The following is a 25,234-nucleotide window of genomic DNA, read 5'->3' as shown; positions in this document are numbered from 1 at the left end:
AGGGGGATTGGTTGGGCCAATTTTGGGCGGGGTATGGCCTGATGCCCTCACCCCGGCCCTCTCCCACAGGGAGAGGGAGAAAACCGTTCAGATCCCTCGTCCCTTTGGGGAGGGGGAGGGTGAGGGGAAACTATTCAGAATGCCGTCTTACAAAAGCCCGTCATCTCTTTCAGGCCCATTTCACGGCCAAGTTCAGTCATCGGGTGAACCACCACCAGGCCACGGACGCTTTTCTTCAGCTTGCCCATGTCGGCCTGCTCTTTTTTGGTGATCGCGCGGCGGTGCGGCATATCCATCAGCTTCTGCGCTTCTTTGCTCAGCTTCTGGCCTTTAACTTCGCGCAGGCGCTCGATTTCTGCTTCCAGCTTAGTGACCTCTTTTTCCAGTTCGGCGTACTTCTCGGCGGAATCAACCAGCGAGAGGCCCGCCATCTGGTGACGGATCAGATCCAGACGGTCGCTCAGGCGTTTAATCTCGTTCTTTTCGACTTCTTTCATAACACATACTCTAAATTCGGGGGATTTACCGGGAAGGATACAACAAAGTGCGCAGGCTTACTTCTGAAACGCTTTTTTTAAGCTGATTCGTGAAATCAGCTCAGTCAGGGAAAGGACCATGGTAGAGCGAACAACTTGCTGATAACGCAGCTTTTGCATCGCATACAGCTCAGGATCGCTGTTATCGAAGTGGGGTGCCGGGGGCAGGGCGGTCACGCAGTGCAGCTCGCCGAACGGCCCGAGGATCTCATCATCGGTAAAGGCGTATTCATTACCGTCATGATTTAACTCTTCGCGCAACGCCATCAGCAGCTCGGCATCTTCATACTCGGGCCTGCTCAGCACGCCAAGACCGTAGATCAGCTTCAGGCGCACCGATAAATCGCCCAGCGGTCCGTCGCCGTCCAGTAACGGTTCTACAGCATATTTTACCGCGTAGTCGTCTTTGCGGAACACCTGAAGCACCAGAATGTTCACTGCCTCGGTCAGTAACTCGACGGCAGCAATCAGGAAGCTTCGTACGGTTTTGCCAGCATTCAGACGCTCAAGCACACGATTTTCAAAGGCCTGGGTTTGTTCCATTATTGCCTGCATATCTGACAATCTGTAATTTGGGCGCAGGCTAACCTGCGCCGCATTCTGCATCATTTGGTTGCGTTATAAGCGTTAACCGCCTCCACAACCACGTTGCTGTTGGCGTCCAGACCAGAGATCTGCGCCAGCGCAGCCTGAGGGCCTTCATCGCCAATCAGTTGCGCCAGTTCCTGTGCCTGCGGGTCCTGCTCGCTGCGATAGTGCATTGCGGCGGCAATCCCTTTCACCAGGTTGGCATGCGGCAGACCGTATTCCAGCGTGCCCAGCAGCGGTTTAATCAGACGGTCGCCCGCGCTCAGTTTGCGCAGAGGCTGACGTCCCACGCGCTCGACGTCATCTTTCAGGTACGGATTCTCAAAACGTCCGAGGATTTTCTGAATGTAGGCTGCATGCTTATCGGCATCAAAACCGTAGCGTTTAATCAGCACCGCGCCGCTCTCTTCCATTGCGCCTTTCACCACCGCACGGATGTTCTCATCAAGGATTGCATCACGGATGGTCTGATGACCGGCCAATTTGCCGAGGTACGCGGTTATAGCATGCCCGGTGTTAAGCGTGAAGAGTTTACGTTCGACAAATGCCATCAGGTTGTCGGTTAATTCCATTCCCGGAATGGTCGGCAGCGCGCCTTTAAACTGGGTTTTATCAACGATCCACTCGCTGAAGGTTTCAACGGTGACTTCCAGCGGATCGTGGGTGGCCGATTCTGACGGCGGAACGATGCGGTCCACGGCGGAGTCAACAAAACCGACGTGCGCCTCAACCCAGGCCTTGTCTTCGTCCGCCACGGCGGCCATAACGTGGGCCTTCAACTGCGTGGTGCCGCGCACCATGTTCTCACAGGCGATAATGTTCAGCGGCGTTTCAATGCCCTGTGCTTTACGTTTAGCCAGGCCTTTCGCCACGGCAGGGGCAATGCGCTCCAGCACAACCGGGCCGACGGCGGTGGTGACCAGGTCAACGTGGGCGATAAGGTCGATAACCTCGTCGCCAATGCTGCTCACCGCATCCACGCCAGACACCGTCTCAACCTGTTCGTTTTCGCCGACAACGTGGACCTGGTAGCTATGACGGGCATTCAGGGCGTCGAGCACCACCTGGTTCACATCGGCGAATGTCAGCGTAATGCCTGCGTCTGCCAGCAGTTTGCCGATAAAACCACGACCGATATTACCTGCGCCAAAATGTAATGCTTTCATAGTGTTAACCTTCATTAATGTTTTTACCCGAGAGGGCTGGGGTGAGGAACTTTTCCCCTCACCCTAGCCCTCTCCCCAACGGGGAGAGGGAAGAGAACGGACTTACTTGTTCAACAGCGCCAGCACTTCTTCTACGCTGGTGGTGTTGGCCAGACGCTCGATGACGGTGTCGTCATCCAGGGCGTTGGTCAGGCTGGTAATCACCTGGATGTGCTCGTTGTTGCGAGCGGCGATACCAATCACCAGACGGGCGATGTCATCTTCTTCTTCACCGAAGCGTACGCCCTGCGGATACTGGCAGAACACGACGCCGGTTTTCAGCACGCGGTCTTTCGCTTCAACCGTACCGTGTGGAACCGCAATGGATTCGCCGAGGTAGGTTGGCGTCAGTTTTTCACGTTCCAGCATCGCTTCAACGTATTCTGGCTGAACGTACCCGCCAGCAACCAGCTGCTCACCCGCGAAGCGAATGGCGTCTTCTTTCGTGGCAGCGGTACGGCCAAGGAAGATGTTTTCCGCGCCCAGTCTGAACAGGTGCGCATTGCTCTCGTCAAAGCTGTCCTGAAGGCTGGTACGCACTTTCACTTCATTATCTTCGTGACGCTGCGCAGCAACCAGACGTTCGGTCAGGCTGGCGTACAGGCCGCTGTCGAGGAAGTTGGTCAGCGAAATGTGCTGTGCCTGAGGCACCTGGCGCATCGCACGCTCGGTCAGATCGCGGTGCGTAATCACCAGGTCAACGTCCGGCGGCAGGCTGTTGATCGCGCTGTTGGTGACGGAGATATTGGTCAGGCCCGCATCCTGCACTTTCTTGCGCAGTACGCCTGCACCCATTGCGCTGGAACCCATACCGGCGTCGCAGGCAACGATGATTTTACGTACGTGGCTCAGGTCGTTAGAGACATCGCCAGCCGCCAGCGGTGTTGCGCCTTTGGATTCTGCTTTCATGTCATGCATACGACGGGTTGCCGCTTCGATATCGTCTTCTTCTTTCACCTTGCTGGTTTTCAGCAGGATAGCCGAGACCACGAAGGAGACCGCCATCGCCGCACAGATAGCCGCGATGTTAGCGAAGTAAGCGCCTTTCGGGGTCATCGCCAGTACCGCCAGGATAGAGCCTGGAGAGGCTGGAGAAACCAGACCACCACCCAGCACGCTCAGCGTGAACACGCCAGTCATACCGCCGAGGATAACGGCCAGGATCAGACGTGGGTTCATCAGCACGTACGGGAAGTAAATTTCGTGGATACCGCCCAGGAAGTGGATGATTGCCGCGCCGCCCGCAGACTGTTTTGCACTGCCGCGACCAAAGAACATGTACGCCAGCAGAACGCCCATACCCGGACCCGGGTTCGCTTCAATCAGGAAGAAGATGGACTTGCCAAGGTCATGCGACTGCTGGATACCCAGCGGGGAGAAGATACCGTGGTTAATGGCGTTGTTGAGGAACAGGATTTTCGCCGGTTCAACAAAGATAGACGCCAGCGGCAGCATGTCGTGCGCCACCATGAAGTTAACGCCTGCCGCCAGAATTTTAGACAGAACTTCAACCGCAGGGCCAATGCCGAGGAACGCCAGAATCGCGAGGATCATCCCGATGATGCCCGCAGAGAAGTTGTTCACCAGCATTTCGAAGCCGGATTTGATCTTACCATCCACCCAGACGTCGAATTTCTTAATCGCCCAGCCGCCCAGAGGACCGGCAATCATCGCGCCGAGGAACATCGGCATATCCGCGCCGACGATCACGCCCATGGTCGTAATGGCACCCACTACGCCACCGCGATCTCCGCCGACCAGACGACCACCGGTATAACCGATGAGCAGCGGCAGCAGATAGGTAATCATTGGGCCAACAAGTTTCGCCAGCGTTTCGTTAGGCAACCACCCTGTCGGAATAAACAATGCGGTGATAATACCCCACGCGATAAACGCGCCGATATTTGGCATCACCATGTTGCTGAGAAAACGACCAAAGCTTTGAACTTTGATCTTGAAATCGGATGACATAAAACACCCCTTCTTATGTTTACGCTTAGGCTTACGGCCCGAGGTTTATCGTTAATGTGCGGCGGCAGAGGTAGCCGGGCCCTGTTCTGATGCTGTGAAATCTGGCATTGAATCGTTCAACTGTCCAGACACCGAAAATTTGTGTGATCTCAATCACGTAAATGTAGGGGGTATGCCATTTAATGAAGTGATCGCGATCACATAACGCGTGCATAAAAAAAATACAACGGGCATAAAGTAAGCAAAATACCCGACGTTTTGTGATTCGCATCACATTTTCTCACCGCGTGTTTGTTTCGGTATTGTGATTGAATTCACAAAATATTTGCATGCAGATTTGTCCTGATGTCATTCGGGGTAACGCTGTGCAAGGAGGAAGGAATGCGATACGCATACCTGCCTTTTTCCATCGATTGTTCCATACTGACGTTTTTCGCGGCATCAAGGATCAGGCAATGAAACTCGTCGGCAGCTATACCAGTCCCTTCGTGCGTAAAATTTCAATTCTCCTGCTGGAGAAAGGGATTGCGTTTGAATTCGTAAATGAACAGCCTTACAACGCCGAAAACGGCGTGGCGCAGTACAATCCGCTGGGAAAAGTCCCGGCGCTGGTGACGGATGAGGGCGAATGCTGGTTTGATTCCCCGATTATTGCGGAATACATCGAACTGCTGGGGATCGCGCCCGCGATGCTGCCAGCCGATCCGAAAGCGGCGCTGGCGATGAAGCAAACAGAAGCCCTGGCGGACGGCATTATGGACGCGGCCCTTGCCTCCGTGCGCGAGCAGGCAAGGCCGGCAGCCCAGCAGTCGGAAACGGAGCTGCTGCGTCAGCGGGAAAAAATCAGCCGCAGCCTGGACCATTGTGAACAGCTGATCCGGGACGGGAAAATTCAGAATGACGATCTCAACCTGGGAACCATTGCCATTGCCTGCGCCATTGGCTACCTCAACTTCCGCCGGGTTTCGCCTGGCTGGTGCGTAGACCGTCCGCTGCTGGTGAAGCTCGCTGAGACCCTTTTCCAGCGCGAAAGCTTTGCCCGTACCGAACCGCCAAAGGCTTGATGCGGGTTATAACACTTAGCGGCCAGAGGCGTTACAATCCCTCCCATGTTAACTCCCTCTCCCGTCGGGAGGGGGGATGATATCCATTCGCCGGGCGCATCCATGACTACTCATCGTTCTCTCTACAGCCACATTCCTGCTACCGATCGGCTTCTGCGTGATCCCCACTTCTTAACCGTCGTCGACCGTTTCGGCCATACCGCGACGGTCGATATGCTGCGTCTGCTTCAGGAAGAGGTGCGGGAACATATTCAGGCAGAGAATGCCTTACCGGACTGGTGCGCGGACTGGGGGCAGGAGGCGGAACGGCGGCTGACGGCTAACGCGCAGGGTGCTCTGCGTCCGGTCTTTAACCTGACGGGAACGGTGCTGCATACCAACCTGGGTCGTGCGCAGCAGGCCGAAGAGGCGGTCGCGGCGGTTGCTCAGGCCATGCGTTCGCCGGTCACGCTGGAGTATGATCTGGATGGCGCTGGCCGGGGCCATCGCGATCGGGCGCTGGCGGATTTGCTCTGCCAGCTCACCGGTGCTGAAGACGCCTGCATCGTGAATAACAACGCGGCGGCTGTGCTGCTGATGCTGGCAGCGACGGCCAGCGGCAAAGAGGTGGTGGTCTCGCGCGGCGAACTGGTGGAGATTGGCGGTGCGTTCCGCATCCCGGATGTCATGCGTCAGGCGGGCTGTGCGCTGCACGAAGTGGGCACCACCAATCGCACCCATGCAAAAGATTATCGCGCGGCGGTCAACGAAAATACCGCGCTGCTGATGAAGGTCCACACCAGCAATTACCATATTGAAGGTTTCACTAAAACGGTCGATGAGGCCGAGCTGGCCGCTATCGGGCGTGAACTGAACGTGCCGGTTATTGCCGATCTCGGCAGCGGTTCGCTGGTGGATTTAAGCCAGTACGGGCTGCCGAAAGAGCCGATGGTGCAAGAGACGATTGCGGCAGGCGTAAGTCTGGTGAGCTTCTCCGGCGATAAGCTGCTGGGCGGGCCGCAGGCCGGGATCGTCGTCGGCAAACGTGAGTTGATTGCGAAGCTGCAACAGCATCCGCTCAAGCGCGCGCTGCGTGCCGACAAAATGACCCTCGCGGCGCTTGAAGCGACGCTGCGGCTCTACCTCTACCCGGAGAAGCTGGCCGAACGGCTGCCAACGCTGCGTCTGCTGGCGCGGGATGCCGCCTCGATTCGTGCGCAGGGCGAGCTACTGCTGCCGCAGGTTGCCCCGTACTATGCCGGGTTTGACGTGCGCGTTGAATCTTGCCAGTCGCAGATTGGCAGCGGCTCGCTGCCGGTAGACAGACTGCCGAGCGCCGCGCTGACGTTTACACCACGCGACGGACGCGGCAGCCAGCTTGAGGCGTTATCGGCCCGCTGGCGTGCGCTGCCTGCGCCGGTTATCGGGCGCATATACGACGGACGCATGTGGTTAGACCTACGCTGTCTTGAAGATGAAGAGCAGTTTCTGGAGATACTGTTGAAATGATTATTGCCACCGCCGGTCACGTTGACCACGGAAAAACCACCCTGCTGCAGGCTATTACCGGCGTGAATGCTGACCGCCTGCCGGAAGAGAAAAAACGCGGCATGACCATCGATCTGGGCTATGCCTACTGGCCGCAGCCGGATGGTCGCGTGCTGGGCTTTATTGATGTGCCGGGGCACGAAAAGTTTTTGTCGAACATGCTGGCCGGGGTCGGCGGCATCGATCATGCGCTGCTGGTGGTGGCCTGCGATGACGGCGTGATGGCGCAAACCCGCGAACATCTGGCGATCCTACAGCTCACGGGCAATCCGCAGCTCACCGTTGCCCTCACCAAAGCCGACCGCGTGGATGACGCACGCAGGGACGAGGTCAAGGAGCAGGTGCAGGGCGTGCTGCGCGAATACGGTTTTGCCGATGCGCCGCTTTTTGTCACCGTGGCGACCGAGGGGCGCGGGATTGATGCCCTGCGCGACCATTTGCAGCAGCTGCCGTCGCGCCAGCGCGCGAGCCATCACCGCTTTCGCCTGGCCATCGACCGGGCGTTTACCGTCAAAGGGGCGGGTCTGGTGGTCACAGGCACCGCGCTGAGCGGCGAAGTGAACGTCGGCGATACGCTCTGGCTGACGGGCGTGAATAAGCCGATGCGCGTGCGTGGTCTGCATGCCCAGAATCAACCGGTGGAACACGCCCATGCCGGGCAGCGCATCGCGCTGAACATTGCGGGCGATGCTGAAAAAGACCGCCTTAACCGTGGCGACTGGCTGCTATCCGCTGAGCCACCGGAGCCGTCTGAGCGGGTCATTGTCTCTCTGCACAGCTTCACGCCGCTGACGCAGTGGCAGCCGTTGCACATCCATCACGCCGCCAGCCATATTACCGGGCGGGTGTCGCTGCTGGAAAACAACCTCGCCGAGCTGGTGCTTGATTCCCCGCTGTGGCTCGCGGATAACGACCGCCTGGTGCTGCGCGATATCTCGGCGCGGGAAACGCTGGCCGGGGCGCGGGTGGTGACGCTGGATCCGCCCCGTCGCGGGAAGCGTAAGCCGGAATACCTGCAATGGCTGGCGGCGCTGGAGCAAGCCGACGATGATAAAGCCGCGCTGCTGACGCATCTCGAACGCGGCGCGGTAAACCTGAGTGATTTCGCCTGGGCGCGCCAGCTGAGCGGTGAAGGCCTGGGGGAACTGACGCAGGAAGAGGGCTTTATCCAGGCCGGAAACAGCCTGCTCAATGCCCCGGTCGCAGCACGCTGGCAGCGTAAAGTGTTGAACACGCTCGCCACCTACCACCAGCAGCATCAGGATGAACCCGGTCCGGGGCGCGAGCGCCTGCGTCGCATGGCGCTGCCGATGGAAGATGAAGCGCTGGTGCTGCTGCTGATTGAAAAAATGCGCGAAAGCGGCGCGATCAAAAGCCACCACGGCTGGCTGCACCTGCCGGAACACAAAGCCGGCTTCACCGCCGAGCAAGAGGCGATATGGCAAAAAGCGGCGTCGTTGTTCGGCGATGAGCCGTGGTGGGTGCGCGATCTTGCGCGAGAAACCCACACCGACGAGCAGACCATGCGTCAGGTCTTACGGCATGCGGCGCAGCAGGGGCTGATTGTGGCGATCGTGAAAGATCGTTATTACCGCAACGATCGCATTCTGGCGTTTGCAAACCTGATCCGCGATCGCGATCGGGTGCAGGGGTCAACCTGTGCGGCGGACTTCCGCGACCAGTTGAACGTGGGGCGCAAGCTGGCGATTCAGATCCTCGAATATTTCAACCGGACAGGCTTTACGCGTCGTCGGGGCAACGATCATCTGCTTCGCGACGCGCAGCTGTTCCCTGAACAAGGTGAGGCGCGTTAAGCGCGGTTCTGCTTTGCCAGCCAGACGGCACCCAGGCGGCCCGCCTGATTGCCCAGTTTACACGGCAGGATCGGCACCTTGAGCGCCTCCCACTCCTCAAAACGCTGTAAATACTTATCGAGCAGGAGATAGACTTTCTCCTGCTCGCTGATGCCGCCGCCAATCAGCACCGCCTGCGGATCAAACATGGAGATCACGCTGTAGACGCCGCGGGACAAAAAATGCGCCCACTCTTCAATGGCCTCACGCAGATGAACGTCGCTGTCCATACGTTTAAACAGCTCTTCACCGTGGGGCATTTCGTCTTCGCTGAGCCGTAACGCGCGGCTGCAGGCCTTCATCAGGCCGCTGGCAGATGCCACCTCGTGCATGCATTCGCCGTTATTGCCGACGGGAAGCACGCCAAATTCACCCGCCCGATAGTGCGAGCCGCGATAAAGGTCGCCTTCCATCACGATCCCGCCGCCGATACCCGTGCCGATGGTAATGCAGACGAAATGCTCATAATCTTTCCCCGCCCCTTGCCAGCGTTCGCCCAGCGCCGCGCAGTTGGCGTCGTTTTCGATGGTCACGGGCAGGTCGGTCAGCTCTGCAAAAAGCGCACACAGGTTTTTGCCGTCAAGATACTCAAGCGCGCCTGCTTTCGCCGCTTCGCCGGTATGGTGATTGATATGGCCTGGAAAGCTCACCCCGATGCCGACAACGTCATGCTCCTGCTGGTACGCTTCCACCACCGCTTTCCATTTCTGTTTAAAGGATGCTTCATCCTCCGGGGTGTCGTACTCCTCAGACGTCAGTTCCTTGCCGTTTTCATCAATCACGCCGTGTTTGATGTGGGTTCCGCCCACGTCAAAGCCAATAAATAGCTGCATCGCATCGTTCCTCATGAGCCTTTAAGCTATTAATTATGGCTCAGCGGCAGAAACGAAACGTAAAGTACGGTAATCCGTGATACGGCTCGTAAACCCGTCACCGGCTGGCGAGAAAATAGCCAGCCGGAACTACCCTTGATGTACACCAACAGCAAGGAGACGGTCATGACAAATAATCCTCCCTCATCGCGCATTCAGCCTGGCGAGTATGGTTTTCCTCTTAAGCTAAAACCCCGTTATGACAACTTTATCGGCGGCGACTGGGTGGCCCCCGTCGACGGCGAATACTATTCCAACCTGACGCCCGTCACCGGGCAGCCGCTGTGTGAAATTGCCAGCTCCGGCAAGCGTGATATCGATCTGGCGCTGGATGCGGCGCATAAAATCAAGGATAAGTGGGGGCAGACCTCTGTGCAGGATCGGGCTGCCATCCTGTTTAAAATCGCCGACCGGATGGAGCAAAACCTGGAGCTGCTGGCGACAGCGGAAACCTGGGATAACGGTAAGCCGATCCGCGAAACCATGGCGGCAGACATTCCGCTGGCGATCGACCACTTCCGCTATTTTGCCTCCTGCATCCGCGCCCAGGAGGGCGGCATCAGCGAGGTCGACAGCGACACCGTGGCGTATCACTTCCACGAGCCGCTAGGGGTGGTGGGGCAGATCATTCCGTGGAACTTCCCGCTGCTGATGGCGAGCTGGAAAATGGCCCCCGCGCTGGCGGCGGGCAACTGCGTGGTGCTCAAACCTGCACGCTTAACGCCGCTCTCCGTGCTATTGCTGATGGAGGTGATTGGCGATCTGTTGCCACCGGGCGTCATCAACGTGGTCAACGGCGCAGGGGGCGAAATTGGCGAATACCTGGCGACCTCAAAACGCATCGCCAAGGTGGCCTTTACCGGGTCGACGGAAGTGGGCCAGCAGATCATGCAGTATGCGACCCAGAACATCATCCCGGTTACGCTGGAGCTGGGCGGGAAGTCGCCGAATATCTTCTTTGCCGACGTGATGGATGAAGAGGATGCCTTCTTCGATAAGGCGCTGGAAGGGTTTGCGCTGTTCGCCTTCAACCAGGGCGAAGTGTGTACCTGCCCCAGCCGGGCGCTGGTTCAGGAATCGATTTATGAGCGCTTTATGGAGCGGGCGATCCGGCGCGTAGAGTCGATTCGCAGCGGCAATCCGCTGGATAGCGTGACGCAGATGGGCGCGCAGGTCTCCCACGGGCAGCTGGAAACCATCCTTAACTACATCGATATCGGTAAAAAAGAGGGCGCCGATGTGCTGACCGGTGGCCGTCGTAAGCTTCTGGGCGGCGATCTGCAGGAGGGCTACTATCTTGAGCCAACGATCCTGTCTGGCAAGAACAGCATGCGCGTCTTCCAGGAGGAGATTTTCGGCCCGGTGCTGGCCGTGACCACCTTCAAAACCATGGAGGAGGCGCTTGAAATCGCCAACGACACCCAGTACGGCTTAGGGGCTGGCGTATGGAGCCGTAACGGTAATCTGGCCTATAAGATGGGGCGCGGCATTCAGGCGGGACGCGTGTGGACCAACTGCTATCATGCCTATCCGGCGCATGCGGCCTTTGGGGGCTATAAGCAGTCAGGCATTGGGCGGGAAACCCACAAGATGATGCTGGAACACTATCAGCAGACGAAATGCCTGCTGGTCAGTTATTCCGATAAACCGTTAGGGCTGTTCTAATCATCCTGTTCAGGCCGCCCGGGGGTGGCCTGAACCAGCTGCTGGCGCAGGCAGTCAAGAATGGCGTCCAGGACGTACTGGACGCGCCAGGGCTGGTACTCGCGCTTTTTGAAGATGGCGGTGAGATCGAGCCACCACTCGTCCTGGTGTGGAAAGCAGGGGACGAGCGTCCCTTGCGTTAACTCGCTTTTCAGGCTCACTTTCGGGGCAAAAACAATGCCCAGATTATTACGGGCCAGCTCCAGCGCGGTTTGGGTATTATCGCAAATATAATTGCCGGTGACTTTATAATCACAGACGTCGTTACTGCCAGGGACGCGGAAAGGCCAGATATTGGCGTCATTAACCATCATCGAATCGATGAGAATGCAGGAGTGATCTTTTAAATCCTGCGGGCTGCTAATAGGATGTTTTTTTAAGTAATCGACCGTTGCAAACGCCGTAACGGAATACTTTCTCAACACCGTTGCCACTAAACTTTCATCTTTTGGCGGGGCGTAGGTAATTAAAATATCGCAGTCGTCGGGAAAAGAGACGCCCTCGGAGAATTCACTGCGCTCAAGATTATAGGTTTTCAACGAGAGGCGGATGTCGCCAATGTCTTCAATAAGGTGGATAACGTTGCGCGCCAGGTAGGTCACAATGCCCGTCGGGGCGTATATCGTCACTTTTCCTCGCTTCTCATGTTTATAATCAGCAATAAAATTAACGAGTTGGTTGTTCTTATCCAGTGACGCATTGATGTAGGGCAACAGCGCCTCGCCGAACGGCGTGAGCGCGAGTTGGCGCGTGGTGCGCTCAAACACCTTTAAACCAATGCGGTTTTCAAAATCAGAGAGATATTTGCTGACGTTGGCCTGCGCCATCCCCAGCAGAGCGGCGGCATCCCCAATGCTGCGCGTTGCGGCGATAATAGAAATTATTTTTAAATCTCGCGGCTTTAACTGCAGGTTAAGCATCTTGCGTATCCATTTATATCATTGCCGATATACTATTATATAATCAGCTGCGTTGCTTTGGTAAATTTGTAACCATTATTATGCGCCTCGTTTACCTGCGTATAAATGGATTACATGGAATGACTGTTAAATATAATTTACTGATTGCTGCCGCGTTATTTTCGTCATTCTCCGCAATGGCTGGCGGTTTTTCTCTCGGGGCGGGGGCGGTATTTAATGAGTCGCCTTACAAAGGGTATAACCAAAATACGACCGCCGTGCCGTTAATCAGCTATGAAGGCGATCGTTTCTATGTGCGTCAAACCACCGGTGGGTGGATTATGTGGAAGGACGACAAAAACGAACTCAGCCTCACAGCCTCCTGGATGCCCCTGCATTTTGATCCGGACGACAATGACGACCACCAGATGAAACGCCTGGACGAGCGCAAGGCATCCGCTTTCATGGGCGGCGCATATTATCGTCATGAGCGCTGGGGCAGCCTGAAACTGGCGCTCTCCGGCGACGTGATGGATGAAAGCGGCGGCACGATCGCTGAAATCTCGTATTTCCACCCGATTCGCATGGAACGCCTGATCCTGACCCCCTCCGTCGGCGTGTTCTACAGCGATAAAAGCTATAACGACTATTACTATGGCGTATCCGGCAGCGAGTCTCGCCGCTCAGGGCTGGATGATTACACCGCGGATGACAGCTGGACGCCATACGTTGGCCTGGCGGCGAAATATCAGCTGACAAAAAGCCTGTTCCTCACGGCCAGCGCGGTATACACGGTTTTACCGGACGACGTGAAGAACAGCCCGATGATCGACCGCGACGACAGCGTCGCGCTGATGACCGGCGTGGCCTGGCGTTTTTGATGTCGAAAGCCGGGTGACGGTTTACGCCCTCTCTTGTGGGAGAGGGCAACAGGCTAGCGCGATTTAGCCTTCATCGACCCAAATCCGCATTTCCCCTTCTCCCCGGTTAGCCCAGCTAAACCACGGAATAAAGGTCAGCGTGCGTGGCTCACGATGTACCGGGGCGCGATCGTACTGCCAGAGCGCGTCTGAATTGGCCTGCGCGGCGCACCGCGCGACGCCCTCTGCCTGAATCACCATTTTATGGGCAAACATGCCTTTTCCTTCAAAAACACGGAATTCGCTGTCAGCGGGCAGGGACAGGTTGTGCAGCCCGGCGCCGTTGTCTGCTTCCTCCAGACAATAGACCAGCGGACCGCGCTGCAACGCGACTTTACCCGCCTGCTGGCGAACCTGGGGATTACCGTACACCCGACGAACCGGCATCGGCAGCGTCAGCGTTAACACATCGCCCTCCTGCCAGCTGCGGCGCAGGTAGAGGTAGCCACGCGATACCTCACCCGTCACCGCTGCGCCGTTCAGCAATACTTCGGGGTTTTCGCACCAGTCCGGCAGCCGGAGCGCCAGCGTGTGGGTGACCGGAACGGGCGAGGCGATCTCAATGTTAACCTGCTCATGCCACGGGTAATTTCCGCTGATACGCAGCCGCAGCTGCTGGTCGCCAACCGGGACGGCGATGTCGTTCCCGACATACAGATTGATGAATAACGTTTCCGGATGAAGGGTATAGATGTAATGACCCAGCGACGTCAGCACGCGCGCGATGTTCGGCGGGCAGCAGGCACAGCCAAACCAGCGCTGGCGGACAGGTTTGACATGGTCATAAATATGGTTAAACGCCAGCGTTTTGGGATGCACTTCAAGCGGGTTCACGTAGAAAAAATGCTTACCGTCGAGCGCCATTCCGCCCAGCACCGTGTTGTATAACGCCCGCTCCATCACGTCGGCATACTGGCTGTCTGCCTCCATCTCCAGCATCCGGCGGGCAAACATCATCAGGCCGATAGAGGCGCAGCTTTCTGCATACACCGTATCGTTAGGTAGATCGTAATCGCTGCTGAAGGCCTCGCCGCTGCTTTGCGAGCCGATCCCGCCCGTGATGTACAGCTGGCGCTGGGCCATATTTCTCCACAGCCGCAGGCAATCCTGGCGTTTACCGTCGTCGTTGCTCAGGCGAGCCAGATGCGCCATGCCCGCCATCAGGTACACAAAACGCACCGCATGGCCGATAGCCGTTTGCTGTTCTGAAAGCGGCTGGTGGGCCTGGCTGTAGGCTTTGTCTTTGACCATCCAGGCCGGGCCGTAGTTATGCCAGTGCGAGGTTCTGCCGCGTTTCTCGTATTCGATATCATAGAAATGGGGTGTCGTGCCGCGCGCCTCAATAAAGTAATTCACCAGCGCCATGTAGCGCGGCTCTTGCGTGACGTCATAGAGCCGCATCAGCGCCAGCTCAATTTCCGGATGGCCAGGATAACCATGCAGCTGGTTTTCCCCTGGCCCAAAGACGCTGTCGATATGGTCCGCCAGCTTACAGACGACCTCCAGCAGGCGGCGCTTTCCGGTACCCTGAAACCAGGCCACGCCCGCTTCAATCATGTGTCCGGCGCAGTAAAGCTCGTGGCATTCGGCGAGGTTGGTCCAGCGCTCGCCGGGGGCTTTGACCGTAAAGTAGGTGTTCAGATAGCCGTCCTCGCACTGCGCCGCTGCGACAAGTTCGATCACCTCATCTGCGGTTTGTTCCAGTTCGGGATCGGGTTTTTGACACAGCGACCACGCCACGGCCTCAAGCCATTTCGCCACGTCGCTGTCCTGAAACACCATACCGTAAAACTCCCCGTCCTCCAGACCTGCCGCAATGCGGAAGTTGGTGATGGCGTGGCTTGGCTCCGCATCCGCAACGCGGTCGTTCAGCGCATTCCACTGATACGGGATCACCACGTCGCGCACCAGCCGCTGGTACTGGCCGAGAAACGGATCGTTAATTTTCAGGTTATGCAGGTTGGCTTCCATTAGGGTCATGACATTCTCCTCAGGACGAGACGTGACGCTGGCGCAGATCGGTGGCAATGCGCGACATCATCGGGTTATTAAGCCTGCACCAGCGGATAGAGACCGCCAACAGCAGGTGGAAAAGAGCAGGGAGCAGCGTCTCCATGGCGGTAATGCCCTGCAAAGAGGCCGTCGTCTGGTTACCCGCGCCCGGCTGGTAGGCGACTGCGATGAACACCAGGCTGATGATCCCGGCGCTGGACGCCCACGCCAGCTTGATGAAAAACAGATTGAAGGCGAAGTTCATGCCTGATGAACGCACGCCGTTTTTCCACTCGCCGTAGTCATCGGCGAAGGCCATCAGGGAGAAGTGCAGTGGCAGGGTAAAGCCCAGGATCACGCCGTTGCTGAGAATGACGACCAGCCAGAGCGTTTGATGGGCCGGCCCGCCCGGCAGGAACCACATGCCCAGGGCAACAGCGGCCAGCACCAGGTTGGTGTAATAGTAGAGTTTGACGGTATCAATACGTCGGGACAGCGGATTGACGATCACCGCGCCCAGGATCGCCGCAAAGGTCACCATGGTGAAAAACAGTGAGGTATAAACGGTACTTCCCTGCAAAACGTAGGTGATGAAGTACATGTATCCGCCGCCGCGAATGTTAAAGACGTTTATCAGCAGAAATGACATCACCAGCATCAGCAGTAGCTGATCGTTTTTACGCAGGCCTGCGAGATGCTCGCGTAGCGTGAATTTGCCCATCAGCGCCAGCGGCACGCGCTCTCGTACCCAGAAGAAGCAGCACAGGAACATGAACACGGCGATGGCGCACAGCACGCCGACCCCAAGCTGGTAGCCACGGGCGGTGTTACCTTGCCCCAGCTCAGCGACCAGCCACGGCAGCCCAACCGAGACCAAAAACCCCGCGACGCCGCACAGCACAAAGCGCCATGACTGGCAGGCGATCACTTCGTTGTGGCGGGTAGTCATGGTGTTGATCAGCGCGCAATAGGGCACGTTGATGGCGGTATAACCTACGGACAGGAGCAGATAGGTTCCGAACGCCCAGGCGATTTTAACCCCCATGCTGGCGTCCGGAACGGTAAAGGTCAGAACGCCGATAATCCCGATGGGAACCGCCACCCACAGTTGCCAGGGACGAAAACGCCCCCAGCGGCTCTGCGTGCGGTCGGCAATAACCCCCATCACCGGATCGGAAATGGCGTCAAACACGCGCAGCGCAATAAACAGTGTCCCCACCAGCGCGGGGGTCAGGCCAAAAACGTCGGTATAGAAAAAGGTAAGAAAATTCATAATTAAGCAGGTAATCACCGTTCCGCCCGCATCGCCGAGGCCATAGCCTATTTTTTCGCGAATGGATAAACGGTCATCTCTCGCCCGCTGTGCAACATCAGACTTTGTAATCGGTGTGGAAGTCATCAGGTCACTCCTCGGTAATCGAATTTTATTATTTTTTGCAAGGTACCTCTTTTATTCTGCATTGAACGGCTATGCCAACAAGGGAAGGGAAAAGTATAAAAAGATGACGATTCCGACCTGATGATGAAAATGTGAGTTCGATCGAGCAGCGCTGGCACTATTTGTTATTATTCAATAAATAAACGCAATTAATGCGGAGATAAAAGCGGAATGGTGAATATCTATGCTTGAATTATCCATAGCGCTTCCGATTAAAGTACAAAACGGAGGGTTATTTATTTCCCGGGGCGTGGGACGCCATCCGTCGCGTAAATTAACGTCGTGGGAAATTATCTTTGTCGAAAAGGGGACATTAACGATTCAGGAAGACGACAGGGTGTTTGAGGTAAAAGCGGGCGAGAGTTTACTGCTGTGGCCGGGCCGTCGACACGTGGGGACAGAAGACTTTCCGGGGGATCTGCGCTTCTACTGGCTGCACTTTGATATTGAGCGCGTTAATGAATCCCTGCCGCAGGCGGTTCCGCTCGGAATAGAGCAATATTGCGTTGTCAGGGATCCGCAATATGTCACCGCGCTATTTCGACAATTCCTGAGCGAACAGGAAAAATTACAGCGAAGCGTGGCGCTGGAAATCATCGTGCTGCTGATTTTACAGCAGGTCTCACTTTCCCGGGGCTACGAAGATAAAAGCGATGAAGCGAGTACGGCCATTGCGTGGAAAGCCAAACAGCTTATTCGCACGCAATTTCATTTGCCGCTTTCCACCTCGCAGCTGGCAAAAGCGTTGCACTGTAATGCCGATTATCTCGGTAGGGTATTTCGTAAAACCTTTCATTTAACCCTGACCGAGGCCATTCACCGCCAGCGCATCAGGGCAGCAGAAAAGCTGTTATTAAGCGATGCAGCGTCAATAACCGAGGTTGCCACCCGCTGCGGATTTAACGACGTTGGCTATTTCCGGCAGATATTCTCTAAACATACCGGGCTGACGCCCGCCGTCTGGAAACGGCGGTACTGTAAGGAACATATTAATTCCGGGTAATCACTGGCCGTAATAGGCATTCGCGCCGTGCTTGCGCAGATAATGCTTGTTGAGCAGCGCCTGCTGCATGTCCGGTAGTTGCGGTGCAAGCTGGCGCGAGAACAGGCCCATGTAGGCACACTCTTCCAGTACGACGGCATTATGTACCGCATCGGCAGCATCTTTGCCCCACGCAAACGGGCCGTGAGAGTGCACCAGCACCGCCGGAACCTGCATTGGGCTCAGGTCTCTTTCTTCAAAGGTTTTAATGATCACTTCACCCGTCTGGTACTCATATTCACCCTCAATTTCTGCCGTGGTCATCAGCCGGGTGCAGGGTATCGCGCCGTAGAAGTAGTCCGCGTGGGTGGTGCCCCAGGCCGGGAGATCTAACCCTGCCTGCGACCAGATTGTGGCGTGGCGTGAGTGGGTATGGACAATGCCGCCAATCTCCGGATAACGGCGATAGAGCGCGAGGTGGGTTGGCGTGTCTGATGAGGGTTTTTTGCTGCCCTCAACCACCTGGCCCGTGGCGATATCCACGATAACCATATCTTCAGCGGTCATCACGTCGTATTCCACGCCGGAAGGCTTAATCGCCATCAGACCGCTTTCACGATCAACGGCGCTGACGTTGCCCCAGGTAAATGTCACCAGCCGGTGGACGGGAAGCGCCAGATTGGCCGCCAGCACTTCGGCTTTGAGTTGTTCTAACATGTCATGCCTCCTTCCTGCATACGGGCTTCAATCCAGCGGCGTGCCTGGATAATCTCCAGCACCGGTTCTTTTGCTTTTTCGGTCCACATTTCAACCAGAAACGCGCCGCGATAGTTCAGCTTCTTCAGCGTGGAAAATACGCCCACGAAATCGACGCAGCCCTCGCCAAACGGTACGTCGCGGAACTGTCCGGGACTTTGTGCGGTAACGGGCAGGGTGTCTTTCAGGTGGATAGCCGCGATACGGTCAATTCCCAGCGTCAGTTCGGCGGTGACGTCGTTGCCCCACGCGCTCAGGTTGCCGACGTCCGGATAGACGCTGAACCATGGGGATGCCAGCATCTCGTCCCACTTTTTCCACTTGCTGATGGAGTTCATAAAGGCGGTGTCCATGATCTCCACCGCCAGCATCACCTGCGCAGCCGCCGCCTGCTCAACGGCCCACGCCAGTCCTTCGGCAAAGCGCTGCTGCGTTCCTGCGTCATGCTCTTCGTAATAAACGTCGTAACCCGCCAGTTGAATGGTACGAATGCCCAAATCGCGCGCCAGCCTGATGGCTTTGGTCATGATCTCGCGGGCGCGTTCACGCACGGTTTCGTCGCGGCTGCCAAATGGAAAGCGACGATGGGCGGACAAACACATCGACGGGATCGACACGCCTGTCTCCAGCATGGCTTCGACCAGAGAGGCGCGCTGCGTAGTATTCCATTCCAGACGCGATAGTCTCTCGTCCGTCTCATCAACCGACATCTCAACAAAATCAAACCCGCAGCTTTTCGCCAGAACTAAACGTTCCGGCCAGGAGAGATCTTTCGGCAGCGCTTTTTCGTAAATACCCAACGGATGCTGTCGCATGGTTACTCTCCCCAGATGTCGCGGATTTGCTGGTGGAATGCCTGTGCCACCTGCGGCGGATGTTCTGCGCCTGCCAGGGCGCGCCCGGCGATAAACGCCTTAACGTTGATTGACTTAAACAGCGGCAGGTCGGCGGGGGTAATGCCGCCGGTAATCGAGAGCTGCAAACCGATATCGGAGAGGGCCTTCATTCTGGCGAGATCCGCTTCGCCCCACTGTTGCCCACTGGCCTGTGCGTCACGTCCGCGGTGATAAATCGCCTGCTTAACGCCAGCGCGGTGCCAGGCGCGGGCATCTTCCAGCGTCCAGTTGCCAAACAGTTCCATCTGGATTTCGCCGCCGCAGCGTTGAGCCACCTCATGACCTTTTTCGACGGTGGCCAGCGGTGCGGCGCAGATGATGGTCATCCAGTTGGCGCCTGCGCCGAACGCCTGTTCCGCCAGCGTTCCTCCGGCGTCGGCCACTTTCCAGTCCGCGACGATGATGTTGTCCGGGCATTGCTGACGCAGGGCACGCACCGCATTCAGCCCTTCGGTCAGACACAGAATGGTGCCCGCTTCGACGATATCAACGCAGTCCGCTAATAACGCGACGTCGCGCTGTGCAGCTGACAGTGAAGTGTGGTCGAGCGCCAGCTGAAGTAATGGTCGGCTCATAAGTCGTACTCCTTAACGCGGGCGTGATAGCCCTGTAGTGCTGATATCAGTAACTGGTAGCGGTGGTATTTACGCTGGTAGGCCGCATGCGCGTGCATATCGGGTTCGATAACCCTGCAGGCATGGGTGAGGGCGCGCTGCGCGGTGTGAAAATCGGGATAGACACCCGTTCCCACGAGTGCGGCCAGGGCCGCGCCGGAACAGCCGGTCTCCTCTACCTGCGGCAGTTCGATAGCCAGACCACTGACGTCCGCAAGCATTTGCATCCACACATCCGAATGAGCAGGGCCGCCCGTGACGCGCAATGCCCGCACCTGGGTAAAGCGCTCCAGCAACCGGTTAAGGTGAGTCATATGGCTGAACACCACGCCTTCGTAAACGGCCTGGAGAAGGTGCGCGCGAGTGTGCAGCGCCTGCATACCGTAGAACCCGCTGGTCATCTCCAGCCCGGCATTGCTGCCGTAAAGAAAAGGCAGGAAGATCACCTCACTTCCGGCTTTCGGCAAGCTGGCGACGGCGCGGTTTATCTCATCAAATGACATATCGCCCCATTGCGCTGTCAGCCATTCGAGATTGCCGGAGGACGTCGGGCTGGCCTCGTGGACGATGTAATGCTGCGGGTGAACATAGCGGCCATAGACATAAGGAAATGGCTCGTTGTCGCGAATGCCGTTGGCAATACCGCTGGTGACGGCCCATGTACCCATTACGGCATTCAGGGTGTGTTCATCATGCAGCCCGGCGCAGATCGCGGTGGAAACCACATCAAACAGTCCACCAACGACGGGCGTGCCCGCCGCGAGACCGGTCAGTGCGGCTGCCTGAGCGGTGATTTCCCCGCAAATTTCTGCTGAACCGACAATGGGCGGCAGCGCGCCGTCGATTTCATCAATACCCAGCCAGCGCGTGAGCTGGGGGTCGTACCGGCCTGTCTGCATGTTGTAGAGGTTGGATTCGGAGATATTGCTCTCTTCGCAGCCTTTTACGTCCGTGAGGCACCAGCGCAAATAGTCATGCGCCATCATCACGCAGCCAATCTGTTGATACCGCTGCGGTTCGTTTTCTTTGACCCAGCGCAGAAGCGACACGGGATGCCCCGTCCACAGCGTCTGGCGCGTATGCGGATAGAGTTTTTCGGGAATGCCGTCCTGCTGCCAGCGCTGCACAATCTCCAGGGCCCGGCGGTCGGAGGAGAGCATCGCGTTGCCGAGCGGTTGATCCCGTTTATCGAGAAGAAACAGCCCCTTGCCCTGCGCAGAAATGCCAACGCCTTTGATCTGTTCGCCGTCTACGCCTGAATTTTTCAGCAACCGGGCGACGGTTGCATGGCAGTGCTGCCAAAGCGCGTACATATCCCGCTCGGCGTAGCCGGCATGTGGGCTGAGCGTGGCAACCGCACGGCGTTCGATATAAACTTCTCTGCCCTGGCTGTTGTACAAACCGGCTTTCAGATAAGTACCGCCACAATCGATACCCAGCCAGAAGGGTTCTTTTTCACTCATCTTTGCTTCCCTTGCTTGCCGGGTGGCGCTTCGCTTACCCGGCCTACGATTTGGTTTTTCCCCTCTCCCGGTGGGAGAAGGGGAAGGACATCAGGCCACATGCTTATGCGGGTTCACCGAGGGATGAGGCTCTGCTCCGGCATCGCATTTTGCCGGTAATAGCAGGGCCAGCAGTGCGGCCAGTGCCAGTGATACCGCCAGGCAGTAAACGCCGGCATCTTTGCTGTAGAGGGTGATCAGCACGCCGACTGCATACGGGCCGCAGAACCCACCGAGATTGCCCAGGGCGTTAATCACGCCGCGCGCGCCGCCCGCCATCTCGGCGCTGAACAAACGCGCCGGAATCGTCCAGAACACCCCTGCGGCCGATTGCAGGAAGAATCCGCAACCTACCAACGCGGCATAGGCCAGCCAGATGTTTTCTTTTAAGGTCACCGAGAGGAACATGCAGAGCGCAAAACCAATCAGCGGCAGGGAGACGAACAGCTTGCGTTTACCGGTGCGGTCCGAGAGTGATGAGAACAGGAACATGCCTGCAATCGCGCCGACGTAAGGCAGAACGGCGAGCATCCCCACCTGACCGATGCTGGTATGCGTCAGCTCTTTCAGGATGGTGGGCAGCCAGAGGGTGTAACCGTAAATACCGGTCTGATAGAAGAAGTTCAGGGCGATCAGCTGCCACATGGTTTTGTCGGAAAGCACAGCGCTCAGTGACGCGTTTTTTACCTCTTTACCGGCAATCGCGCGCTGCTCTGCGGCCAGCGTTTGCACCAGATAGTGCTTCTCCGCTTCAGAGATCCAGCGAGCTTCCTGCGGTCGGTCGTAAACGGTGAAGGCCCACAGCATCAGCACCACTACGGACATCAGCCCTTCGATGATGAATAACCAACGCCAGTCGAGCTCGGTGATGATCCAGCCCGATAACGGTGCGGTGATGATCCCGGCGATAGGCACAAACATAATCACAATCGCATTCGCGCGACCGCGCTCGGCATCCGGGAACCAGTTGCTGATCATCGTAAGCACCACGGGCAGCATTCCGCCTTCCGCCACGCCGAGTAAGAAGCGCAGGACCAGGAGCTGGTACTGGTTCGTGACGAGGCCCGTCAGCACCGAAATAACCGCCCACGCCACGAGCGACCAGCCGATGAATTTCTTGCCACTGCCGTGAACGGCAATCTTGCCGCCCGGTACCTGGAGAAACAGGTAGCCAATAAAGAAGATGCCGCCCGCCAGGCCCGCCATCGTGGCGGAAATACCGAGTTCTTCGTCCATACCACCGGGCATAGCAAACGCAATATTTACGCGGTCCATATAGGAAATGATGCAGGCGATAAGAATAGGGGGAATGATTCTTAGCCAGCGCTGGCGCGGAATGTTCGCGTGTAGAGCATGATTAGAAATATTCATATTTAATATCTCAGTGAATGTAACCGGAATAAGTGTTTTTATTTTTATTGTGTTGCGTTATGGAGAGCGCTAATGCCGTCGCGCAATATTGCGATGCGATGGCTGACATCAGCATTAGCATTTATTTCCAGTAATTTAATACCGGAGAATTTCAGGGATGCGGCGTTCGCCGCAGTAAAAAGTGTTTTTGCATGTTCGGTGCTGAGTAAACTGTCGGTGCAGAACGGTGAAAACGGCGCATGCAGATCCTGCCATTCACCATATTCCCCGCGGGTGGTCGTACCCGAAAACATCAGCGCCCCCAGTTTTCCTGCCCTGACTGCCGCCTGGACATGCTCAAGCGGAAGGGTGGTGTTGCGACCTTCGATAGCAGAACGCGCCCAGTTGATGCAGACGCTGATATTCGTTGTGCTCACCACGTCAAGCACCTGCTCTAAAGGTAAGAATCCCTTACGTGGCGCGGGGCCGGTCATGGAATCGCAGTGTTCCAGTATCAGATCGCAGGGCCAGTCCCAGCCCGCGATCTCCTTGATGGAACGGGAGAACGCCTCGGTGGCTTGCCCTACATTGTCGTTGCCCGCCTGCGGTGCCGCCTGCATTTCCAGCGCGGTTACTTTTCCCGGAAAACGGCCGTTCACGGCGGTAATTTTCTGATGTAGATGGCGGTAATATTCAACGCAGGCTTTACGCTGGTCTTCGTCGGCTGACGCCAGGCCAAATGCGCCGTTGGTAGCGCGGCGACGCATGGTTTCCATCACTGCTGTCACCACCATGCGCCAGTCGCCTGGGGTGTGCCGGAATAACCATTCATCGCCAAACGGATGAAGGTTTTCAAGGCACGGTTGTTCCAGACCGCGTATATAAGGCGTGTCGGCAAGTTCCCGCCAGAAGGCTTGCTCTTGTTGTTCCCCTTTCTGGTGAAACGAGGGTGCGCAGGGGTACGCACCAATAATAAAACCGGTGTTGGTCATTTCGCGTTCCTGTATTTATCAGTAAATTACTGTAATTCGCTGACTTCTACTTTCACCACAATCTTACGAATTTCAGAACTTGTGTTCTTAATACAGGCAGGACGGTGCACATCCTGCGGGAAAAATATGGCATAGCTGCCGGGTATCATTTCGATAAACGATTCATGCTCGCTGTCGTGATAAAAAATAATATCCCGCTGTTCGAGCAGTGATTCGCTGATTTTGTTATTACCGGTATCAATGGCGATACCTATTTTCTCTTCACCCGATGCCAGAAATTGAATATCCAGATAACGACGATGTACTTCCGGGCGATTTTCATGCGGTTCCCGGGTCGTCAGGTCGAGCACCTGGGCAAAAATAGTGCGTCCATCAATTTCGACGACACCTGGCTCAAGCGTGGCGAAATCGGTAGTGCGCAGGAAATTAAGTGCTTTTTCAATTGCCTGCGGCAGGCGGCACGGATTTGGCTGTGAAATATGTCCGAATATCATGGCCCCTCCTTACAGAGACTGGATTTTCGCCCACACGCTGTCGTCAATGGTGATGCCGTCCCGGCGGTTCTCCTCCAGCAGACGCGTAAACTCATGCCCGGGCAGACGGACGGCGACGTTTTCATCGGCGCGTTCGGCGGTGGTGATGAAGTCCATAATGCGCTGCAGTTTGGCGTCACGGGTTGGACCGTCGATCAGGCGATCTACCTCGATGGCAATGAAGATTTGCGATACGCCGTACTCATCGCTGTTGTCCTGGGTGACTTCCGCCACGGAGGAGCCGTTGGAAAGCAGGGTGGCGATCATATCCAGCACGATAGAGAGGCCAGAACCTTTCCAGTAACCCATCGGCAGAATGCGGCGATTTTTCTCAATGACGCCCGGTTCACGGGTCAGGTTGCCGTCGTCGTCGAATCCACCGTCCACCGGCAGCTCGCGCCCCGCCAGGCGATTCACTTCCAGCATGCCGTAAGAGAACATCGACATTGACATGTCCACCATGGTGATGGGGTTAGACGGGATCGCCACGATCAGTGGGTTTGTGCCGATACAGCACGCTTTTGATCCCCAGGCGGGCATGACGGCAATCGAGTTGGTCCAGCAAATGCCGATATATCCCTTCTCCGCCGCCTGCCAGCCGTAGCTGCCGCCGCGCATCCAGTGGTTTGCGTTACGCAGTGCTACCAGACCTATCCCGTGATCGGACGCCAGCTCGGTAGCACGATCCATCATTTTCTTTGCCGTCAGGTTACCGATGGCGCGTTGCGCATCCCACTGTTCAATGGCGCCCAGCGTGGTGATCCGTTTTGGCTGGGCGTCAGGAATGATGTCGCCAGCATCAAGTTGCTGAATAAAACGCGGGAAACGGTTCACACCGTGGGAATAGACGCCGGATTCCGTGGTGCGGGCGAACATCTCCGCGCAGGCATCTGCAGTGTCTGCTTGTATGCCGCGCGCGATCAGTACCCGATTGAACGCCGCTTTCAACTCATCAAAGGTCACTTTCATCCCTGTTCTCCTGTGCTTTTAAGGGGCAAGTGTGAGTGCTTTTTTATCGCTAAATTTCACTATGCGAAATC

Annotated in this window: 22 protein-coding genes; 6 read left to right on the top strand and 16 right to left on the bottom strand. The window is 56.8% G+C overall.

Translation table 11 applies throughout. From position 1 onward, the window contains the following. Nucleotides 1-134 precede the first annotated feature (134 nt). The 4 genes from ACWKX3_RS14040 to ACWKX3_RS14025 all read right to left on the bottom strand — a co-directional run bounded on the left by ACWKX3_RS14040 (nt 135) and on the right by ACWKX3_RS14025 (nt 4,300). Nucleotides 135-497 carry a YibL family ribosome-associated protein gene (locus ACWKX3_RS14040; protein WP_006177758.1) on the bottom strand — a complete coding sequence of 121 codons (363 nt, stop codon included), beginning with the start codon at nt 495-497 and terminating at the stop codon, nt 135-137. A 57-nt stretch (nt 498-554) separates the two neighbouring features. Beyond that, entirely contained in the window at nt 555-1,145 is a 591-nt protein-coding gene (gene mtlR, locus ACWKX3_RS14035; protein ID WP_006177759.1) for a mannitol operon repressor MtlR, read from the bottom strand. Further along, nucleotides 1,142-2,290 (bottom strand): mannitol-1-phosphate 5-dehydrogenase, encoded by a 1,149-nt coding sequence (gene mtlD / locus ACWKX3_RS14030; protein WP_042321357.1) that lies wholly within the window; start codon nt 2,288-2,290, stop codon nt 1,142-1,144. The genes mtlR and mtlD overlap by 4 nt, the downstream gene beginning before the upstream one ends. Nucleotides 2,291-2,392: 102 nt before the next feature. Beyond that, nucleotides 2,393-4,300, bottom strand: coding sequence for a PTS mannitol transporter subunit IICBA (locus ACWKX3_RS14025; RefSeq protein ID WP_006177761.1), 1,908 nt, complete (start codon nt 4,298-4,300; stop codon nt 2,393-2,395). A gap of 455 nt (nt 4,301-4,755) precedes the next feature. On the opposite strand from ACWKX3_RS14025, the gene ACWKX3_RS14020 reads away from it, so the two are divergent. The 3 genes from ACWKX3_RS14020 (at nt 4,756) to selB (ending at nt 8,705) form a co-directional block, all read left to right on the top strand. Next, nucleotides 4,756-5,364 carry a glutathione S-transferase gene (locus tag ACWKX3_RS14020; protein WP_088209012.1) on the top strand — a complete coding sequence of 203 codons (609 nt, stop codon included), beginning with the start codon at nt 4,756-4,758 and terminating at the stop codon, nt 5,362-5,364. 102 nt (nt 5,365-5,466) lie between these two features. Further along, nucleotides 5,467-6,852: an L-seryl-tRNA(Sec) selenium transferase gene (selA, locus tag ACWKX3_RS14015; RefSeq protein ID WP_454541975.1), complete on the top strand. Its 1,386-nt coding sequence runs from the start codon at nt 5,467-5,469 to the stop codon at nt 6,850-6,852. Next, nucleotides 6,849-8,705 carry a selenocysteine-specific translation elongation factor gene (gene selB / locus ACWKX3_RS14010; RefSeq protein ID WP_454541974.1) on the top strand — a complete coding sequence of 619 codons (1,857 nt, stop codon included), beginning with the start codon at nt 6,849-6,851 and terminating at the stop codon, nt 8,703-8,705. The genes selA and selB overlap by 4 nt, the downstream gene beginning before the upstream one ends. On the opposite strand, the gene ACWKX3_RS14005 is transcribed toward selB, so the two are convergent. Next, on the bottom strand, nt 8,702-9,577 hold the full coding sequence (locus tag ACWKX3_RS14005; protein ID WP_042321363.1) for an ROK family protein: 876 nt from the start codon (nt 9,575-9,577) through the stop codon (nt 8,702-8,704). The two genes, selB and ACWKX3_RS14005, sit on opposite strands and share 4 nt — an antisense overlap. A gap of 165 nt (nt 9,578-9,742) precedes the next feature. Here ACWKX3_RS14005 and aldB point away from each other — a divergent pair, with 165 nt between their 5' ends. Beyond that, nucleotides 9,743-11,281 (top strand): aldehyde dehydrogenase AldB, encoded by a 1,539-nt coding sequence (gene aldB, locus ACWKX3_RS14000; protein WP_454541973.1) that lies wholly within the window; start codon nt 9,743-9,745, stop codon nt 11,279-11,281. Here the strand turns inward: aldB and ACWKX3_RS13995 are convergent. Then, nucleotides 11,278-12,240, bottom strand: a complete 963-nt coding sequence (locus ACWKX3_RS13995; protein WP_454541972.1) for a LysR family transcriptional regulator — start codon at nt 12,238-12,240, stop codon at nt 11,278-11,280. The two genes, aldB and ACWKX3_RS13995, sit on opposite strands and share 4 nt — an antisense overlap. Nucleotides 12,241-12,359: 119 nt before the next feature. Here ACWKX3_RS13995 and ACWKX3_RS13990 point away from each other — a divergent pair, with 119 nt between their 5' ends. Further along, nucleotides 12,360-13,100 carry a MipA/OmpV family protein gene (locus tag ACWKX3_RS13990; protein WP_236348185.1) on the top strand — a complete coding sequence of 247 codons (741 nt, stop codon included), beginning with the start codon at nt 12,360-12,362 and terminating at the stop codon, nt 13,098-13,100. Nucleotides 13,101-13,163: 63 nt separating this feature from the next. Here ACWKX3_RS13990 and ACWKX3_RS13985 read toward each other — a convergent pair whose 3' ends face one another. Continuing rightward, a complete protein-coding gene (locus ACWKX3_RS13985) occupies nt 13,164-15,119 on the bottom strand; it encodes a glycoside hydrolase family 127 protein (RefSeq protein WP_454541971.1) in 1,956 nt (651 codons plus the stop codon). Nucleotides 15,120-15,129: 10 nt separating this feature from the next. Next, nucleotides 15,130-16,530, bottom strand: coding sequence for an MFS transporter (locus ACWKX3_RS13980; RefSeq protein ID WP_058610512.1), 1,401 nt, complete (start codon nt 16,528-16,530; stop codon nt 15,130-15,132). Nucleotides 16,531-16,753: 223 nt separating this feature from the next. On the opposite strand from ACWKX3_RS13980, the gene ACWKX3_RS13975 reads away from it, so the two are divergent. Further along, nucleotides 16,754-17,572, top strand: coding sequence for a helix-turn-helix domain-containing protein (locus tag ACWKX3_RS13975; protein WP_220710815.1), 819 nt, complete (start codon nt 16,754-16,756; stop codon nt 17,570-17,572). Here the strand turns inward: ACWKX3_RS13975 and araD are convergent, their stop codons facing one another. From araD to yiaK, 8 genes are all read right to left on the bottom strand, one after another. Then, entirely contained in the window at nt 17,573-18,268 is a 696-nt protein-coding gene (gene araD / locus ACWKX3_RS13970; RefSeq protein ID WP_102891740.1) for an L-ribulose-5-phosphate 4-epimerase, read from the bottom strand. After that, nucleotides 18,262-19,122 carry an L-ribulose-5-phosphate 3-epimerase gene (locus tag ACWKX3_RS13965; RefSeq protein WP_102891738.1) on the bottom strand — a complete coding sequence of 287 codons (861 nt, stop codon included), beginning with the start codon at nt 19,120-19,122 and terminating at the stop codon, nt 18,262-18,264. The genes araD and ACWKX3_RS13965 overlap by 7 nt, the downstream gene beginning before the upstream one ends. A 2-nt stretch (nt 19,123-19,124) precedes the next feature. Beyond that, nucleotides 19,125-19,778, bottom strand: a complete 654-nt coding sequence (gene ulaD, locus ACWKX3_RS13960) for a 3-keto-L-gulonate-6-phosphate decarboxylase UlaD (protein ID WP_102891737.1) — start codon at nt 19,776-19,778, stop codon at nt 19,125-19,127. Continuing rightward, on the bottom strand, nt 19,775-21,280 hold the full coding sequence (locus ACWKX3_RS13955; protein WP_454541970.1) for an FGGY-family carbohydrate kinase: 1,506 nt from the start codon (nt 21,278-21,280) through the stop codon (nt 19,775-19,777). Before ACWKX3_RS13955 ends, ulaD begins: the two co-directional genes overlap by 4 nt. Before the next feature lie 90 nt (nt 21,281-21,370). After that, nucleotides 21,371-22,690 carry an MFS transporter gene (locus ACWKX3_RS13950; RefSeq protein WP_454541969.1) on the bottom strand — a complete coding sequence of 440 codons (1,320 nt, stop codon included), beginning with the start codon at nt 22,688-22,690 and terminating at the stop codon, nt 21,371-21,373. Nucleotides 22,691-22,734: 44 nt separating this feature from the next. Next, complete coding sequence (locus ACWKX3_RS13945; RefSeq protein WP_454541968.1) at nt 22,735-23,661, bottom strand: DUF4862 family protein; 927 nt, start codon at nt 23,659-23,661, stop codon at nt 22,735-22,737. A gap of 26 nt (nt 23,662-23,687) precedes the next feature. After that, the gene (locus ACWKX3_RS13940; protein WP_454541967.1) at nt 23,688-24,155 is read right to left on the bottom strand and encodes a YhcH/YjgK/YiaL family protein; all 468 of its coding nucleotides are present in this window, start codon (nt 24,153-24,155) and stop codon (nt 23,688-23,690) included. Between the two features lie 9 nt (nt 24,156-24,164). Further along, nucleotides 24,165-25,163, bottom strand: a complete 999-nt coding sequence (gene yiaK, locus ACWKX3_RS13935; protein WP_088209028.1) for a 3-dehydro-L-gulonate 2-dehydrogenase — start codon at nt 25,161-25,163, stop codon at nt 24,165-24,167. Nucleotides 25,164-25,234 lie beyond the last annotated feature (71 nt).

It is taken from the genome of Enterobacter sp. UPMP2052 (genome assembly GCF_053709675.1).
Note: the sequence above shows the minus strand (reverse complement) of the source record. Positions and strands in the feature narration are given on the sequence as shown.